General features: G+C 32.2%; 14 protein-coding genes and 8 tRNA genes. 17 read left to right on the top strand and 5 right to left on the bottom strand.

What is annotated here, in order from left to right; genetic code table 4:
- Positions 1-105 precede the first annotated feature (105 nt).
- Positions 106-1,152, bottom strand: a complete 1,047-nt coding sequence (locus T329_RS0103035; protein ID WP_051630147.1) for a Cof-type HAD-IIB family hydrolase — start codon at positions 1,150-1,152, stop codon at positions 106-108.
- A gap of 156 nt (positions 1,153-1,308) precedes the next feature.
- Here T329_RS0103035 and T329_RS0103030 point away from each other — a divergent pair.
- From T329_RS0103030 to T329_RS0102955, 16 genes are all read left to right on the top strand, one after another.
- Positions 1,309-1,385 (top strand) — tRNA-Pro (locus tag T329_RS0103030).
- A gap of 2 nt (positions 1,386-1,387) precedes the next feature.
- Positions 1,388-1,464: transfer RNA gene (locus T329_RS0103025), tRNA-Ala, on the top strand.
- A 4-nt stretch (positions 1,465-1,468) separates the two neighbouring features.
- Positions 1,469-1,545 (top strand) — tRNA-Met (locus T329_RS0103020).
- A 21-nt stretch (positions 1,546-1,566) separates the two neighbouring features.
- Positions 1,567-1,642, top strand: a tRNA-Ile gene (locus T329_RS0103015).
- 1 nt (position 1,643) lies between these two features.
- Positions 1,644-1,736: transfer RNA gene (locus tag T329_RS0103010), tRNA-Ser, on the top strand.
- A 34-nt stretch (positions 1,737-1,770) separates the two neighbouring features.
- A tRNA-Met gene (locus tag T329_RS0103005) sits at positions 1,771-1,847 on the top strand.
- Between the two features lie 3 nt (positions 1,848-1,850).
- A tRNA-Asp gene (locus T329_RS0103000) sits at positions 1,851-1,926 on the top strand.
- A gap of 1 nt (position 1,927) precedes the next feature.
- Positions 1,928-2,003, top strand: a tRNA-Phe gene (locus tag T329_RS0102995).
- A 108-nt stretch (positions 2,004-2,111) separates the two neighbouring features.
- The gene (locus tag T329_RS0102990) at positions 2,112-3,731 is read left to right on the top strand and encodes a CTP synthase (RefSeq protein WP_029608957.1); all 1,620 of its coding nucleotides are present in this window, start codon (positions 2,112-2,114) and stop codon (positions 3,729-3,731) included.
- 236 nt (positions 3,732-3,967) lie between these two features.
- Positions 3,968-4,969 carry an MsnO8 family LLM class oxidoreductase gene (locus T329_RS0102985; protein WP_029608956.1) on the top strand — a complete coding sequence of 334 codons (1,002 nt, stop codon included), beginning with the start codon at positions 3,968-3,970 and terminating at the stop codon, positions 4,967-4,969.
- Positions 4,953-5,297: a glycine cleavage system H family protein gene (locus T329_RS0102980; RefSeq protein ID WP_029608955.1), complete on the top strand. Its 345-nt coding sequence runs from the start codon at positions 4,953-4,955 to the stop codon at positions 5,295-5,297. The genes T329_RS0102985 and T329_RS0102980 overlap by 17 nt, the downstream gene beginning before the upstream one ends.
- A gap of 1 nt (position 5,298) precedes the next feature.
- Positions 5,299-6,162: an SIR2 family NAD-dependent protein deacylase gene (locus T329_RS0102975; protein ID WP_029608954.1), complete on the top strand. Its 864-nt coding sequence runs from the start codon at positions 5,299-5,301 to the stop codon at positions 6,160-6,162.
- A complete protein-coding gene (lplA, locus tag T329_RS0102970; protein ID WP_029608953.1) occupies positions 6,140-7,177 on the top strand; it encodes a lipoate--protein ligase in 1,038 nt (345 codons plus the stop codon). The genes T329_RS0102975 and lplA overlap by 23 nt, the downstream gene beginning before the upstream one ends.
- A 3-nt stretch (positions 7,178-7,180) precedes the next feature.
- Positions 7,181-8,362: an NADH-dependent flavin oxidoreductase gene (locus T329_RS0102965; RefSeq protein ID WP_029608952.1), complete on the top strand. Its 1,182-nt coding sequence runs from the start codon at positions 7,181-7,183 to the stop codon at positions 8,360-8,362.
- A gap of 111 nt (positions 8,363-8,473) precedes the next feature.
- Positions 8,474-11,149 (top strand): isoleucine--tRNA ligase, encoded by a 2,676-nt coding sequence (ileS, locus tag T329_RS0102960; RefSeq protein WP_029608951.1) that lies wholly within the window; start codon positions 8,474-8,476, stop codon positions 11,147-11,149.
- Positions 11,142-11,867 carry a signal peptidase II gene (locus tag T329_RS0102955; protein WP_051630146.1) on the top strand — a complete coding sequence of 242 codons (726 nt, stop codon included), beginning with the start codon at positions 11,142-11,144 and terminating at the stop codon, positions 11,865-11,867. The genes ileS and T329_RS0102955 overlap by 8 nt, the downstream gene beginning before the upstream one ends.
- A gap of 48 nt (positions 11,868-11,915) precedes the next feature.
- Here the strand turns inward: T329_RS0102955 and eno are convergent, their stop codons facing one another.
- The 4 genes from eno to rpmF all read right to left on the bottom strand — a co-directional run bounded on the left by eno (position 11,916) and on the right by rpmF (position 16,330).
- Positions 11,916-13,292, bottom strand: a complete 1,377-nt coding sequence (eno, locus tag T329_RS0102950) for a phosphopyruvate hydratase (protein WP_029608949.1) — start codon at positions 13,290-13,292, stop codon at positions 11,916-11,918.
- A gap of 14 nt (positions 13,293-13,306) precedes the next feature.
- Positions 13,307-14,446, bottom strand: a complete 1,140-nt coding sequence (gene thiI, locus T329_RS0102945) for a tRNA uracil 4-sulfurtransferase ThiI (protein WP_029608948.1) — start codon at positions 14,444-14,446, stop codon at positions 13,307-13,309.
- Positions 14,436-16,034 carry a hypothetical protein gene (locus tag T329_RS0102940; protein ID WP_029608947.1) on the bottom strand — a complete coding sequence of 533 codons (1,599 nt, stop codon included), beginning with the start codon at positions 16,032-16,034 and terminating at the stop codon, positions 14,436-14,438. Before T329_RS0102940 ends, thiI begins: the two co-directional genes overlap by 11 nt.
- Positions 16,035-16,129: 95 nt before the next feature.
- The gene (gene rpmF / locus T329_RS0102935; RefSeq protein ID WP_029608946.1) at positions 16,130-16,330 is read right to left on the bottom strand and encodes a 50S ribosomal protein L32; all 201 of its coding nucleotides are present in this window, start codon (positions 16,328-16,330) and stop codon (positions 16,130-16,132) included.
- A 217-nt stretch (positions 16,331-16,547) separates the two neighbouring features.
- Here rpmF and T329_RS0102930 point away from each other — a divergent pair, with 217 nt between their 5' ends.
- Positions 16,548-17,336 carry a hypothetical protein gene (locus T329_RS0102930; RefSeq protein WP_029608945.1) on the top strand — a complete coding sequence of 263 codons (789 nt, stop codon included), beginning with the start codon at positions 16,548-16,550 and terminating at the stop codon, positions 17,334-17,336.
- The last annotated feature ends 43 nt before the right edge of the window (positions 17,337-17,379 follow it).

The raw sequence follows: 17,379 nt of genomic DNA, 5'->3' as shown, positions 1-17,379 counted from the left end.
TATTTTGTACAGCATTAAGATGATGCATTAAATAAATCTAACAAAAAATTAACATCTGAAAAATGTTAATTTTTTGATTTTTTTAAAACAAAATTTATTGAAAAATTACTTTTTGTTTATTAATTGCATTTCAATAAAATCTGCAATTCAGTCTTCATTTGATGTTTTTTGTGAAACAAATGTAGCACCATTCAAAGCATTTTCCATTGAGTTTAACGGAGCACACGATAGAGCTGCTACTTCAAAAGTAGGTGCATCGTTATTAGCATCACCAAAAGCAACAGTTTTAGTAAGATCAATATCATAATCTTTGCTAATTGACACTAAGGCTAAAGCTTTTGAGCTTGGTTCACCAACATCGAAAAAGTTTTTTTGTGTTTGTACCCCAATTAGTGATTTAAAGTTTTTAACATACTCAGCAAATTTTGCTATGTCATCGACTTGATGTGCATCAAAAGTTACTAAAATTTTGCATATTTTTTTATCATCCAAAAACGATCTGCCGGGATTAAGTTTTCAAAATTCTGGTTTCATCATTTTTGAATAATCTCTAGTTTTAAAATCTACAGAATTTTCAACATTAACTCCCACCAATCCGTTGCTTCAAAATACATAATAACCAAGATTTAATTCTTCACACTTATCCATTAATAAGTATGCATCTTCATGTTTAATATTGAAGTTGGAAATCATTTGCATGCTTTTGTGGTCATATACCATACCACCATTAGCACATAAAAATGGTTTATTGTAAGGAATTTTATCTAAATAATTATCTAGCATAAAAATGGCTCTACCAGTAGCGATACAAATATTTTTACCCATTTTAGCTAATTTATTTAGCATTTCTAAGTTAGCCGGCACTATATTTTTGTTTTGATCTAGTAATGTACCGTCCATATCAAAAACAAATGTATCAAAATCATTAATGCTTAGTTTTTGCTCAATAAAACTAACGTTTTGATCTATTTTTTTGATTTTTGCAACTATTTCTTCACCAGTATTTTGATTAATAATTCTAAACAAACATACTGGATTTAATTCAGCAATATTATCAATTTGTAAATATTTAAGCAATTGTGTTTGTTCAATGCTTAAATCACGTTTGAATTCATTAAATAAAATATCTGATAATTTAATTTGTTTTTTCATAATTTACTCCATAATTCTATTGCAAATATTTTATTACATTCCTGCTTAAATATCATTAATAAATAAGGTAGGCGCATTAACAAAAAAAGTTTTAAAAAATTTTGCACTTCGTTTTTATGTGTTATAATAATCTTGCTTTTAGCACAAAAGACAAGCGGAGAAGTAGCTCAGCTTGGTAGAGCGCTTGGTTTGGGACCAAGTGGTCGCAGGTTCAAATCCTGTCTTCTTCACCATTGGGGGATTAGCTCATTTGGCTAGAGCACCTGCCTTGCACGCAGGGGGTGGTGGGTTCGAATCCCATATCCTCCACCATTATGGCGTTGTAGCTCAGTTGGTTAGAGCGTCCGGTTCATACCCGGAAGGTCAAGAGTTCGACTCTCTTCGACGCTACCAATATGGAAATCTAACTGTTATGGACCTATAGCTCAACGGTTAGAGCAACCGGCTCATAACCGGTCGGTTACCGGTTCGAATCCAGTTAGGTCCACCACGGGTGATTACCCAAGTCCGGCTGAAGGGACTAGTCTTGAAAACTAGCAGGGGCTTCACGGCCCGCGGGGGTTCGAATCCCTCATCACCCGCCATTTGCCTAGCAAAGGCACCTATTTAAATCCATATCGCGGAGTGGAGAAGCTCGGTATCTCGCAGGGCTCATAACCCTGAGGTCGTTGGTTCAAGTCCAACCTCCGCCACCAATTGGTTCAGTGGTAAAGTGGTTAATACGTCTCCCTGTCACGGAGAAGATCGCGGGTTCGATTCCCGTCTGGACCGCCATGGCTCTGTAGCTCAGTAGGTAGAGCAACGGATTGAAGCTCCGTGTGTCGCTGGTTCGATTCCTGCCGGAGCCACCATATGATTGTTAAATCGCCCAATCGGGCTTTTTTTATTGCTTTTTATATACAAAAAGCAATATTTTTTGTAAAATTACAACATAACTTTAATTATTTGTCAGGAGGCGTATGAAAACTAAATTTATTTTTACAACCGGTGGTGTTTTAAGTGGACTTGGAAAAGGTGTAACTGCCGCTAGCGTTGGTAATTTATTAAAAGCTCAAGGATTTGACATTTTTGTGCTTAAGCTAGACCCATATTTAAACATTGATCCAGGGGTTATGAACCCAATTGAACACGGTGAAGTTTATGTAACTAGCGACGGAGGCGAAACTGACCTTGACTTAGGCCACTATGAGCGTTTTATTGACGTAAAACTTACCAAAGAATCAAACTTTACAACAGGAAGAATTTTTACCCGTATTTTTGAAAAAGAACGTAGAGGTGATTATCATGGAAAAACCGTGCAAATTGTGCCACACGTTATCGATGAAATCATTGACATTATTTTGTCTTTAGCAGATAAAAAACAACCTGATTTTATGCTAATTGAAATCGGGGGAACTGTTTGTGACCTTGAGTCAAACCCTTACATTTATGCGATCAGTAAATTTGCAAGTTTATACCCTAAAAATGTAATGTTTTCGCACTTAGCGTTTATCCCTTATTTATCAGCTTCTAAAGAATACAAATCTAAACCTAGCCAGGTTTCAATATCTTCATTGCGTTCATTTGGTATCAACCCGCATTTATTATTACTTCGTTCACAAGAAGGGATTGAAAGCTCAATTATTAAAAAAGTCAGCGAAAACGCTTTCATTAAACCAGAAAATGTTATTAACATTCCTGACAAGGCTAACATTTACGAAATTCCACTATTTTTAGAAAAAAGTGGAATTGTAAAAATTATTTACGAGCACTTTGGAATTGAAAAAGAAATCGATCCAAATGCAAATAAAACATGAAACGAATTTACCAAAAAATATCTAGCTAAACGCGAAAAACCACTTAATTTATTGCTTGTTGGTAAGTATACTGGCTTAGAAGATGCATACTTATCAATCATTTCATCTTTAAAAATAGCTGCAGCTCACCAAAATATTGATTTAAACTACACATTAATTGATTCTAGCGATATAACTCCTAAAAATATTGATGAAAAACTGGCTGGTTATGACGGTGTAATGATTCTACCCGGCTTTGGTGTACGTGGCTTTTATTCAAAAGTTGAAACTGCTGAATACACAAGAACACATAAAATCCCTACTTTAGGTATTTGTTTAGGTTTTCAAGCTATGTCAGTTGCTCAAGCACGTAGACAAGGTATTGAAAACGCAACAAGTAAAGAGTTTGAAGTCAAAGGCATTAAGCAAGAATTTGTTTTAACTCCATTCTACGAAAATGGCGAAACAATGAATTTAGGTGGAACTTTACGTTTAGGTGAGGATAAAGTTCAAGCATTACCAGGAACTTTGGCGGAGCAAATTTATGGTAGTGATGTAATTTACGAACGTCACAGACACAGATATGAAATTGCAGATAAATACCGTAAATCTCTTGAAGATGATGAATTTGTTTTCTCAGGTATTCACCCAGAATTAAAAGTGGCTGAAATTTGCGAAGTTAAAAATCACCCATTCTATTTAGGTGTTCAATACCACCCAGAATTTACCACTCGTGTAATCAAATCTAACCCTCTTTTTGACAAGTTTTTAGAAGCAACCTGAAACAACAAAAATAAAAAATAATTTAATATCAACAAGGCTTAAACGCCTTGTTTTTTTGTCTTCATACAAAATTTTTTGTTAAATTACCTAAAACATGATATTTAAGTAAGCGAATAATTTTTTGATTTTTATACAAAAAACGTGTATGAAATACTCATAAATTGCTAATTTAGGCAATATTTGGAATTGTTTCCAATTTTTGCATATTGACAAACAAAAAAATGAACTTAATTTGTCAATAATTTATAATTTTAAGCATGAAGATAAGTGTACTAGAGCATGGGTTATTTGATTATAGTCAAGACAATTCAAAAACATATAACGATGTTTTAGAATTGTGCAAATATGCCCAGGATCTAAATTATTATTCATTCTGAATCAGCGAGCAACACGATGTTGGTTCGCTAGTGATATCTAGTCCGCTTATCCTTCTAAATCATTTAGCAAACAAAACAGATTCAATTAAACTTGGTTGTGGTGGAATAATGTTAAAGCATTATCCTTCATTCAATGTTGCTGAGCAAATAAATACACTGAATTTATTGCACCCTAACAGATTTATCTTTGGATTTGGGAGCAACGCAGGAACTGAAAAGGTTAAAACTTTGTTCAATACTGTTCAAGATAGCAATTCTTATTATCAAAAATTGCTTGAGGTTGTTACATATACTTCTAAAACAGAGCGTAATTTCTTAAAAGTTAATCCTCACATTAACAAAGCTTTTACGCCAGTGATGCTTATCACATCTGAAGAAAGTGCAATTTTTGCTGCACAAAATGGATTCAAAATAAATTATGGTTGATTTTTAAATCCATCAAAAATTTATGCATCTGCTGTTATAAACACCTACATCGACACATACAAAAAAATTTGGGGCTATGAGCCTACAGATATTGGTTTAAGCGTTAACGTTGTTTCAGGCGAAAATACTGAATCTATAGACCTAAACGCAAAATTATTGGCTCTATTTAGACACAACTTTAACGCCTTTGAGTTTTATCCAACAAAAGCAATATTAGACCAGTATGTCTTCGATGAAGATAGCAAAAAACTTTTTGATAAGTTTTACCGCAATGTGTTCAAATTGAGTTCAGTTGAGGATGTAAAAATGCTAGATGATTTATGCACACAGTTAAAAGTTGATCACTTAATGGTGCTGCCAACAATGCAAAATTTAAGTGATCGCAAAAGGGCTTTAAAACTTGTTGCTCAATATTTTAAAAATAGAAACGGAGATCAAAATGAAAAAGATTATTAAATACTTAATTATTGAAAAAATCGAAGGAAAAGACCAATACTACTTGAGAATGACCCCAGAAATGCAAGATGATATTGGAACTGTTGGACATGTTCAATTTAAAAACACAGACAAAACTAAATTACACACAAATGATGAATTCTTAGCGCTAGAAGCTTCTAAAGCAGTTTTAACTTTAAAAATGCCACTAGACGCAACTGTTGTGGAATGAAACAAAGCAGCATTAGACAAACCATCATTAGTTAGCTCACACGATGATTCACAAAGCTGAATTATGATTTTAAGCGATATTGACAAAGATGTTTTTGCATCATTAGAAGACTTTTAATATGTCAACAAATATCAAGCAACTTTATAATTTAATTGAACAAGCTGAAGCAATAGTTCTAGGTATTGGTTCAGGTATGACAAGCGCTGATGGCATTGGTTATACCGGGGCTCGTTTTGAGGCAAATTTCAAGGATTTTATTGACGAATTTAAGTTTTTAGATATGCTGCAGGCCAGCGTTTATCATTTTGACAATATTCAAAATTATTGAGCATTCCACTCAAGATTTATGGAGTTAAACTATTTTGATCAACCGGCAAGTGAAAGCTTTTTAAAACTTAAAGAATTTTTAGCTAATAAAAATTATTTTATTATCACAACTAACTCAGATAATGCTTTGGAAGCTGCTGAATTTGATGAAGATAAAATCTTTTACATTCAAGGTAAATACAACTTGCTACAATGTTCACAAATGTGCCATAACCGCCGTTATTCAAATGATGATGCGGTGCGTAAAATGATCGCTGAACAAAAAAACATGAAAGTAGATTTGGATATCATTCCGCGTTGTCCTGAATGCAATGACTTCTTAGAAGTTAATAAAAGACTAAAAGGCAAAGGGATGGTTGAAGATGAACGCTTTTTTGGAGAAAAAGCAAAATATGAGTATTTTATTGAGCAAAATAAAGATAAAAAGATCTTATTTTGAGAAATTGGCGTAGGTTATTCTACACCAATGCTAATTAAACATCCATTCTGAGAAATGACCCAAAAATATCAAAATGCACATTATTTAGCAATGAATAATAAATCTTATAGATTACCAGCCGAACTTAAACCTAAAACTACAGTCTGAACTCAAGATATTAAAGAAACTATTGCCAGCTTATTAAAGGAAGAAAATGATTTTAGTAGAACCAATTAGAAATGGCAAATACATTAAGGATGGAGCTTATTGGCTAGCGATTCAAATTTGAGCTATGAAGCACCTTAAACTTGATGACACAATTGTGTTTCCAAGTGTTGCTGATCCACACATTCAAATTGGCTATTTCCAAAACCCTGAAGTTGAGGTCAACTTCAAATATTTAAAAGAAAAAAACCTTGAAATTGTACGTAGAAATACTGGTGGTGGCGCAATTTACATTGATTCAAACTCAGTTAATGTATGCTATTTAATTCCCTATAATGAACACGAAAGTATTATTGGCAACTACGCTAAATTTTATGAACCAACAATTGAAATTTTAAAAGAGTTAGGTGCTAAAAATGTAACTCAAAGCGGCAAAAATGATTTAACAATTGATGGCCGTAAAGTTTCAGGTGCTGCTATGATGCTAGTTGACGACATTATTTATGGTGGCAACTCGCTTTTATACAATGTTGACTACGACGCAATGACTGATGTTTTGAATCCAAACCGTAAAAAAATAGAAGCTAAAGGTGTTAAATCAGTTAGACAACGTGTTGCTCCATTAAGCGAATATTTTGATGAACAATACAAACATTTATCAATCTTTGAATTTAAAGATTTATTCATTAAAAAGCTTTTCAAAACAGATGATTTATCAACTATAAAACGCTATGAAATGAGTGAAAAAGACTGAGAGCAAGTTGATGAATTAGTTAACACCAAATACAAAAACTGAGACTGAAACTATGGTTTAAGTCCACGTTATGAATATAACCGTGATGCACGTTTAGCTATTGGTACAATCAATTTTTCTTTAGCTGTTGAAGGTCAAAGAATTGCTAAATTCAAAATTAGCGGAGACTTTTTTACCAAAAAAGATTTAACTCAGCTTGAGCAAGACATTTTAAGCACTAAAATGACTGTTGAAGATCTTGCACAAGCTTTTGCTAAAGCAAATGTACAAGAATACTTTTTCAACGAAGTTAACCCATTGGAAATTGCCAAAATTATCATGGATGAGGAATAAAAAATGAGTAAATATGCTAAATTATTCGAACCTTTTGTTTTGAATAATCATGTTTTAAAAAACCGTTTTGTACTTAGTCCCATGACGCTGAATTTAACCACAATAGATGGGAAAATGACTCCTGAAGAGAGTGCTTATACAGCACGAAGAGCCAACAGTGCACCTTTACAAATTAGCGGCGGAACATATTTTGATGAATTTGGCCAACTTTTTGATTATGGCTATAGTGCCAAAAGTGATGAAGATATAGAATCGCTAAAAATACTGGCAAATTCAATGAAATCTCAAGGAAATTTAGCGATTTTGCAACTAGCACACGCTGGTAAATTTTCACAAGCTAGCCTAAAAAAATACAAACATTTGTATGGCCCTTCATACGAAAAAAATTTTTATCCATTTGAACATGAGGTTTTTGAATTAAATAAAGCCCAAATTAAACAAATTGTTCAAGATTATGCTGACGCCACTTTGAGGGCCATAAAAGCTGGCTTTGACGGCATTGAAATTTCAATGGCACAACGTTTATTGATTCAAACTTTCTTTAGCCGTGTTGTTAATAAAAGAAAAGATGAATACTCAGTTGAAACCTTTGAAAATAAATCAAGATTATGTTTAGAAGTAGTTGAAGCAATACGCAAAACTATTGATAAATACGCAAATAAAGATTTTATTTTTGGCTTTAGAGCCACACCTGAAGAAACATACGGCGATGTTTTAGGTTATACTGTTGAAGAATTCAATCAATTAGTTGATAAAGTCCTTGAAAAAGGAAAAATTTCATATTTAGCAATTGCTAGCTGGGGTCACGATATCTACTTGAATAAAGTGAGATCAGAATGCGAATTCAAGGGTCAACTTATCAATAAAGTTGTATATGAACACTTTAAAAATAGATTGCCGATTATTTCATCGGGTGGCATCAACACTCCTGATAAATGTTTAGAAGCCTTTGAATATAGTGATTTAGTAGGCTTAAGTTCAGTGTTTGTTGCTGATCCAGAATTTGTACACAAAATCCAAACAGATCAAATTGACAAAATTAATTTGAATTTATTGCCAGAACAACTTGATGACTTAGCTATTCCTGCGAACTCATTTAAAGGGCTGGTTGGAATGTTTTCTAAATGTGAAACTATCCCTGTAAGTTCGATTGAGCAATTAGAAAAAAATTCAGTAAAAGAATAATAATTTCAGTAAATATCAGCAAAAAACGGCTGATATTTTTGATTTGCTAACTTGCGGGCAAAATAATAGTTTTGGTATAATATAAAAATTAATTATATTAAGGAGCAATTTATGGAGAAAAACTATAAAGATACGCTAAACATGCCCAAAACTAACTTTGATATGAGGGCAAATTTAGTTAAAAAAGAACCTGAATTTAGACAATTATGACTTGATAATGAAATTTACCAAAAAGTATTAGCCAAAAATAAAGGCAATGCTTCTTTTGTGTTGCATGATGGTCCTCCATACGCAAACGGAAGCTTGCACATTGGACACGCTTTAAACAAAATTCTTAAAGACATCATTGTTCGTTATAAATCTATGAATGGATTTTATTCTCCTTTCGTTGCTGGTTGAGATACACACGGATTACCAATTGAACACAAGATGTTGCAAGAAGCAAAACTTAACAAAAACGAATTAACCCCATTGGAGTTAAGAAAAAGAGCTAAAGAATATGCTTTAGGGCAAGTTCAAGCCCAAATGGAACAATTCAAGCAAATGCAACTTTTAACTGATTTTAGCAAGTATTATGTAACTTTAGATCCTAAATTTGTTGCTCAACAATTGAGATTATTCAAAAAAATGGTACTAGATGGTTTAGTTTATAAAGGCTTAAAACCTGTATTTTGATCTCCTTCTTCTCAATCAGCATTAGCTGAAGCAGAAGTCGAATATAAAGATATTGATAGCCCTTCAATTTATGTTTCATTTGAACTTGTACAACCTTCAAGTGCCAACCTTCAAGCAGGCGATAGATTAATCATTTGAACAACAACACCATGAACTTTACTTGCTAATGCCGCAGTTGCTTTAGGTGAATCATTTGAATATTCACTGGTTAAATACAACGATCATAGATACATCGTTGCTAGCGAACTTGTAGAAAAAGTTACTAAGATTTTTGGTTGAGAAAATTATGAAATTATCAATTCATTACCTGCAAGCGAAATTTCTGGGTCTAAATACATTAGTGCACTAAACAATAATTTAAGTCCAGTAGTTTTAGGTCACCACGTTACTCTTGAATCGGGTACTGGTTTAGTTCACATTGCTCCAATGTTTGGTGAAGATGACTTTTTAATCGGAAACAAATACGATTTAGTCAAAATTATGCATATCAATGATGATGGTAAAATTAGTGAACTAGGTGGCAAGTATCAAGGTGAATATTACTCAAAAGCCGATGAACAAATAATCAACGAATTAAGCCAAAGAAATCTTCTTGTGCAAGCAGGTAAAATAAATCACTCATACCCACACGATTGAAGAACACATAAACCAATTATTTTCAGGGGAACTCCGCAATGATTTGTATCAATTGACAAAATTAAAGATAAAATTATTGATTCACTAACTGATGTCAATACATATCCTGAATGAGCTAAAAAACGTCTTACAAATATGATTCAAAATCATAGCGAATGAACAATCTCACGTCAAAGAACATGAGGTGTACCTTTAATTATTTTCTATGATGCTGATGAAAAACCAGTGTTTGATGCCCATATCTTTGATCATGTTATTGAATTAATTGAGCAAAACGGTGCAGATATTTGATGAGAAAAACAAGCTGATGAATTATTACCTGACGAATTCAGAGGTAAAGGTTTCACAAAAGAACAAGACATTATGGACGTATGATTTGATTCAGGATCTACTTCCCTAGCCGTAGATATTGATGACCAAATTGAAGCTCCTTATGATTTATATCTAGAAGGAAGTGACCAATATAGAGGTTGATTCAACTCTTCACTAATTAACTCTGTTGCCTTTAGAGGTATAGCTCCATATAAAAATTTAGTTTCACACGGTTTTGTTTTAGATGGTAAAGGTGAAAAAATGTCAAAATCAAAAGGTAACACCGTTGATCCGTTTAAAGTTATTCAAAAACACGGTGCTGATATTTTACGTTTTTGAGTAGCCAACAGTGAGTACACAAATGATGTAACCATTTCTGATTCCATCTTGAATCAAAACTCAGATATTTATAGAAAAATACGTAACACAATTAAGTTTTTACTAGGTAATCTTGATGGCTTTAATTATGAAGCTTCACTGCCACGTAAAGGTGTGCATGCGTTTATTAAAGAGCAACTTGAATATGTGCGTGCCAGCGTGCTTAAATCATTTGATGAATACAAATTTATTAATGGTATTAAGCTTTTAAATAACTACGTAATTGAGCTTTCTAGTTTTTATCTAAACATAACTAAAGATATTCTTTATGTTGAAGAATTTGACTCAATTAATCGTCGTATGACTTTAACTAACCTATACGAAATTGCAGAGTTTTTAATCACAATTTTAGCTCCAATTCTACCAACCACCGCTGAGGATGCTTATCAACATTTTTCAAAAGAAAATAAACAAATTTCAGTACATTTAGAAGCAATTCAGCGTGAAAAAGAAGTTGATACCAAACTAATTAAACAATGAGATGAATTCTTTGAATTAAGAGATGAAGTTAACTTAGCAATTGAAAAAGCAATTAAAGACGGTTCAATCAACCGTAGTAATGAAGTTAAATTAACTTTAAAACCTAAATCTGAATTTATTGAATCATTGGATTTGAAACAATTATTAATGGTTGGTTTAGTTGAATTTGGCGACGAGTTAAAAGTTGAAACATTTGAATCTTTAAAATGCCAAAGATGCTGAAATCACTTCTTGCCAAGTCAAATTCAAAATGATTTATGCCCATTGTGCAATAGAGTTATAGCTTCAAGAGGAAATAATGAGTAAAGAAGTTGATGGCTTAAATGTTAAAGAGAAAAAAACTTGATCAGATCGCAAGCAAGATTTAAAAGATAAATTTAAGCATTATGGAAATGAATTAAAGAACAAATGACAAAATAACAAGAAAAAAATACTGATTAATTACTTGATTTTTGTGTCAATTTTCTTGATTTTTCTTATTTTTGACCAAGTTACTAAATCTTTATTGTTTAAATGACAAGACTATGAAAACTTTAAGGGTGATCGCACTGTTTTGTATGTAAATGCTATATTTGGGATTCGCTCAGTTGAACACCACGGAGTTACCATTTTGCCCTGAAAAGGTAAAACAACCGTTTATATTATTCAAGCACTTAGCGTAATTATTTTTCTAGCACTATTGGCGGTTCCATTTTTAACTGATTCTAAAACGATGATTATTATGTTTGCCTTGATTGCATCAGGTAATGTAGGCAACATGCTTGATAGATTTATGTTTTCAGGTCATGTTAAAGATATTATTTTTGCCAGCTTTCTAGAGAAATGGCAAGGCAGGGAACTAGGAACATTCAACATTGCCGATGTGTCGCTAGTGTGTGGTTCTATTGGTTTAATACTTTATTTCTTTATTCAATTGATTGCTGAATACATTGATGAACAAAAAGAAAAAAATGCACTGGCCACAAATCAACATTCACAGCAAGAAAATGTTGAATCTAAACCAGAAACTAAAAATGAGGATTAATCCTCATTTTTTCAATAAAATTCAATAAAAAATAAGGCAAAAGCCTTATTATTCTACATGTCTTTTTAGATTAAAGTATGTTCTTTCGCCATCAAAACGCGATGTTTCACCTAATTCTTCTTCAATTTCTAAAAGTCTATTGTATTTAGCAATACGATCTGTTCTTGATAATGAACCTGTTTTAATTTGGCCTGTATTCAAAGCAACAGCTAAATCAGCTATTGTTGTATCTTCAGTTTCACCTGAACGGTGCGACACAACGCATGTAAATCCAGCTTTGTGAGCTAGCTCCATAGTGTCAAGAGTTTCACTTAGCGATCCGATTTGGTTTAATTTAATCAAAATTGAATTCATTACATCTTTTTTGATTGCTTCTTTAAGAATTTCTTGGTTAGTTACCGTTAGATCATCACCAACGATTTGTAATCTGTCACCTAAACGCTCTTTCATAAGTTTAAAGCCATCTCAATCAGATTCAGCTAAACCGTCTTCGATAGAAATAATTGGGTATTTATCAACTAATTTTTCATAGTAATCAACCATTTCTTCGGTTGTGTATTCTAACTTAACATTTTGTAAATGTTCAAAACCTGGACGTTTTTCATCAATAGCTTGTTTAAGTTTTTTAAACACATATTTTTTATTGACTTCATCATAAAATTCACTTGATGCTGGGTCCATAGCAATCGCAACCGCTTTTTCACCTCTAGTGGCAGGCACTAGTCCAGCCGCTTTAATAGCTTGTACCATGTAGTCTAAAACTTCTTCGTGTGATTTTAGGTTTGGCGCATATCCACCTTCATCGCCTACAGTAGTTCCGTGTTCTTTTTTCAGTAATTTTCCTAGATTGTGGAACACTTTATTGGCCATTTGCAATGCTTCTCTAAAGCTTTTTGCACCTACTGGCATAATCATAAACTCTTGCATATCTACGGTGTTAGATGAGTGTGCACCACCGTTCATAACATTCAACATTGGCACTGGCAATGTTCTAGCATTTGTACCACCGATGTATTTATATAATGGCAATCCGCATTCTTGAGCAGCTGCTCTAGCAACGGCCAAAGAAACTCCTAAAATAGCATTAGCACCCAATTTTGTTTTATTTTTGGTGCCATCCAATTCGATCATTTTTAAATCAATAAATCTTTGGTCACTAACTTCATAACCAATAATTTCTGGTGCAATTATTTCATTAACGTTTTTAACAGCTTGCATTACGCCCTTGCCACCATATCAGTTGTCTTTAAATTCTGGGAAGTTTGCATCTCTAAGTTCGCAAGCTTCTCTAGTTCCTGTTGAAGCTCCAGAAGGAACCATTGCTACTCCAACTGCATCAAGCTCAGTAACTACTTCTACTGCAATTGTAGGATTTCCTCTAGAGTCTAAAATTTCTCTAGCATAAATATCGATAATCTTTGACATATATACTCCTTAAATTATTTTTCGATTTTAATTACTTCTACACTATTATTAATTATAGTCGATTCAAAGTCGTTAAGCTCAAATAATTCTTTTTCAAGCTCTAAAACAGCACTTAATTGCGGTTTTGTCACTGGCTCTTTAGGCGCAAACATTTCACAAGTTTCATTAGCACTTACTATGCTTATTGGGTATGTGCCAATTTTTTTAGCAATGTTGATTGTTTCAACCTTATCTTTGGTTAAAAGAGGTCTTAAAACCAATTTTGAGCTGGATTCATTGATCACAGATAAAGATTCAAGTGTTTGTGAAGCTACCTGACCCAGATTTTCTCCGTTTGAAAGAGCAATAAAATGTAGTTTGTCGGCCAATGTAGAAGCTAATCTGTAAAAACTTCTACGCAGTAAAGTGATTTTAAAGGCAGGCTTAGATACTAAGGCAATATAGTTCAATATTTGTGAATAATCAATTAAATAAAACATTGCTTTGGGTTGATAATTTGTTAAAACACCAATAAGTTGTTTCATTTTTTCAATAGTTCTTTCGTCAGTTTGGGGTGGAGAAACAAAAGAAAGAAAATGTACTTCTAAGCCTCTTTTCATCAATTCAAAGGCCGCTACAGGCGAGTCAATTCCTCCACTCATCAAGTGCAATACGCGCCCAGAAATTCCAACTGGTAGGCCACCTAAACCGATTGTATAGTCTTTAAAAATGTATGTGCTTTTGTCTCTAACTTCAACATTAATAGTGCAATCAGGGTTATGTACGTCAACACCAATGTGGCTAAATTTATCCAAAATATATCCGCCTAGTTGCATATTGATTTCTTGAGAACTAAGTTCAAATTTTTTGTTATTACGTCTAGCTGCAACTTTAAATGTTTTAGTATTTGAATCAATTAAATTGCTAGCAGCTTGAAAGATTTGATCTTTATCATTTTCTACTTCAATTACTGGAGAATAAGAGCTAATTCCAAAAATATATTGAAGTTTTTCAAGGTTGTGCTGTGAATAAGAAAGATACATACGGTCAAACTTTGCAATTGGTTTTTCACCAATAATTTTAGTGATATTACGTGCCAGAGCATCAATGAAATTTTGACGGTTTTTGCCCTTTAGGGTCAGCTCGCCGTATCTAATTAAAATCTTAGTGTACATTTAATTTCTCCTTTTTAATTGTATTGATTAATAATCTGTATGCTTGTGAGTAATTTTTTGAATTAATTTTTTCGATAGCTATATTTATATTGTGATCAACTGACTCGTTTTCAATGCGATAGCGAGCAATTTTTTTGATTATTTCTCCGCACATAAATTCATATGTTTTTGCTTTAGTAATTAATTTGTATGTTTGTTGCATTTTTTCAATAAATTTAGCTAATTCCACTGAAATGTTTTGACTTTTGCTACTAAATATATATTGATGTAAAGATACTAACTCATTGAACATTGACTCGTTTTGAGTGCTATTTTCCACGCTAGCACGTTGAGCGATAATGCTTAAATATCAGCTTTCAATAATGTTTAAATAATATTTGTTGTATTCGTGGTGCATTTGTAATGATTCAAGTGATAAAAGTAATTGATTTAACTCATTAGCTAGCAGCAAAACCGAATCTAGTTGGGCTTGAAAATCAATCAGAGCAATTGTTTTTTTGCTTTGTAGACTGTCAAAAGCCTTTTGCAAATCATCAATCAATATTTGCGTTTTAGCTAATAAATGTTGTCAAAGTGAATGCTTGGTTGGCTGAATAAAATTCTCTATTCTGTTAAGCATTTCTTGAGATTGAATTGCAAATTGAATAATAGTTGGATAATTTTGACTGGCAAAATCAATAAAAGATTCAGTATTTTTATTCGTTTTATCGATAATGTAGTGTAGGAATAATCATTCTCTGATTAAAGTTATTGTGTTTTGGTATGGCGTATTAACAAAATTGTCTTGAATATTAATTAGCATTGCGTTTAATTTAGATAGATTTGATGCTTGATTTTTAATATTCTTAATATTATCGTACAACATAGGTAAATGTTTAAATGCCAATCATTCCATGTTTTCAATATGACTTACCTTGTCAGCAAAAGTTCTTAATCTTCGATCATGAGCATTTAATTCAGCGGAAACATCTTGAATTTTTTTAGATTCTTTTTGCTGCTCTAGCAATGTTGTTTGTTGTTTTAGTTTTTTTAACTCTTCGCTTATTGATTTATACGAAACAGGAATTTTATCTTTGCTTTCTTCAATAATTTTTTCAAGAGTTTTGATCATTTCATAGGCATTAAGAGCCACAATCTCAATTGTGTTTCAGTGAGTGTTTAGAGTGTTGCTTAATGATTCAAATTCACTATTTAATGTGACAAATTCTTGAAAATTTGTTTTTACTTTTGGGTAAATTAGTTTTGCTTGTTTGAGATTGTATTTTGTTATTGAAATGTTCAAATTCTGCATTAGAGGTGAAATTGTTTTGGTGCAATTTTGCATTTGTTTATATAAGTTAATTAGCTTTTGCTCTAGATCAATGGGCAAATTCACTGTTTGCGAAATTGATTTAAAACGCTCTAGCGTAGCAGAATTATTTGAGTTGCTGTGTTTGATTTTGCGTGCTCATTTTTCAATATTTTTCTTATAGTGTTGCAATTTATTTTTTCTAATGGCTAAATAAATAAGCAAGCCTTCAATAGCTAGTGCAACAGTAAAAATAATAGCAATTAAGGTATAAATCAGTATGGTTTTAGTATTAGTCATATCATTTAATTATAATTAAATATGAATAATAACACTCATTTTATTGCTTAAAAAATAAAAAAATCTGCATACGCAGATTAAAGTGCACTGGATTATTAATTGTTACGTGAGTCTAAACTTTTGTAGCCTTCAACGATTTTATCTTTGTAGAAACCGCATTTTTGGCAAACTCTGTGTTGTTGAATATAACTTGTACAGTTTTTGCAAGCTACTAGGTTTTGAGGTGTTAAAGCATCGTGAGTACGTCTTTTGTGTTTACGTTGTTTGGATGTTTTACGTTTTGGAACAATAGCCATGATTCCTCCTTTTAATATTTATAAGATCTTAATAAGTTATTAAAATAACGTAATGTAATTATAAGACAAATTGTTTAAAACGTAAACAAAAAGACAATCATAAATTATCCAATTAATTAGTTGATTATTAGACTAAAAAATACACTCATCATGCAACAAGTTGTCATTAATTAGTATATTACTTTAGTAATCAAATTTTCTTTTTTGAGGAGGCAAAATGACGCATTCATTTTTACTAATTGTGGGAGTAATGACCGTTTTGGCTGTTGTGGCAACCATAATCGAAACAATATCAGCTAAAAAAATTGGCGGTTTTGCCCTGGCAGGACTTTATACAACAATTTCATATAATGTTTTCGATAACGTTACTAAAGGGTATAAATTTGACCAAAAAATGTTCGTTTTCTTAACATCGAAAATGAAAAAAATACTCGCTTATGCAATCTTTTGTCTATCTTTTTTAACACTTTCTTATATAGCAATAGCTATTGTAGGCGCTACCCAAATCAAGAAAAATAACGTTGATATTACTTTAATTTTAAAAGACCCTGTTAATGTTGTTGTTTGATCTTTACTGTTTGTTTTGTATGGTTTAATTTTGTTTAGATATTCAGTATCGATTTATTATGCTGTTAATTCAATTAATAAACTTAAAAAAGCAAGTGAATTGAGTGATTCTTTAGATTCAGAATTTATACATAACACGCCTAACAATAATACTAATTTAACATTGTCAAATTATTTTTCACAAGACTCATTAAATTTAAACACCGAAGTTATTAACGTTTGACGCTACAACTTTTTTATGGGCAAAATTTCGGCTTCAGCTAAAGATGTAACTAAATTCATAAAAACAAACAATATTGATGATTTCCAGACGCAGCTATACTGTTTATTGTTTGGTAAATTTGGTAAATTAAAAACAGAAGCTACTTTATCTCTGGAAGAGTTGCAATTTATATGGACAAACCGCAGTGAAATTTACAATCAAATTTCTAAAAAATAGATAATCAAACAGTCTTTAGGCTGTTTTTTTCTTTTGTAGAATA

It is taken from the genome of Mycoplasma simbae ATCC 49888 (assembly GCF_000702705.1).
GTDB lineage: Bacteria > Bacillota_I > Bacilli_A > Mycoplasmatales > Metamycoplasmataceae > Mycoplasmopsis > Mycoplasmopsis simbae.
Note: the sequence above shows the minus strand (reverse complement) of the source record. Positions and strands in the feature narration are given on the sequence as shown.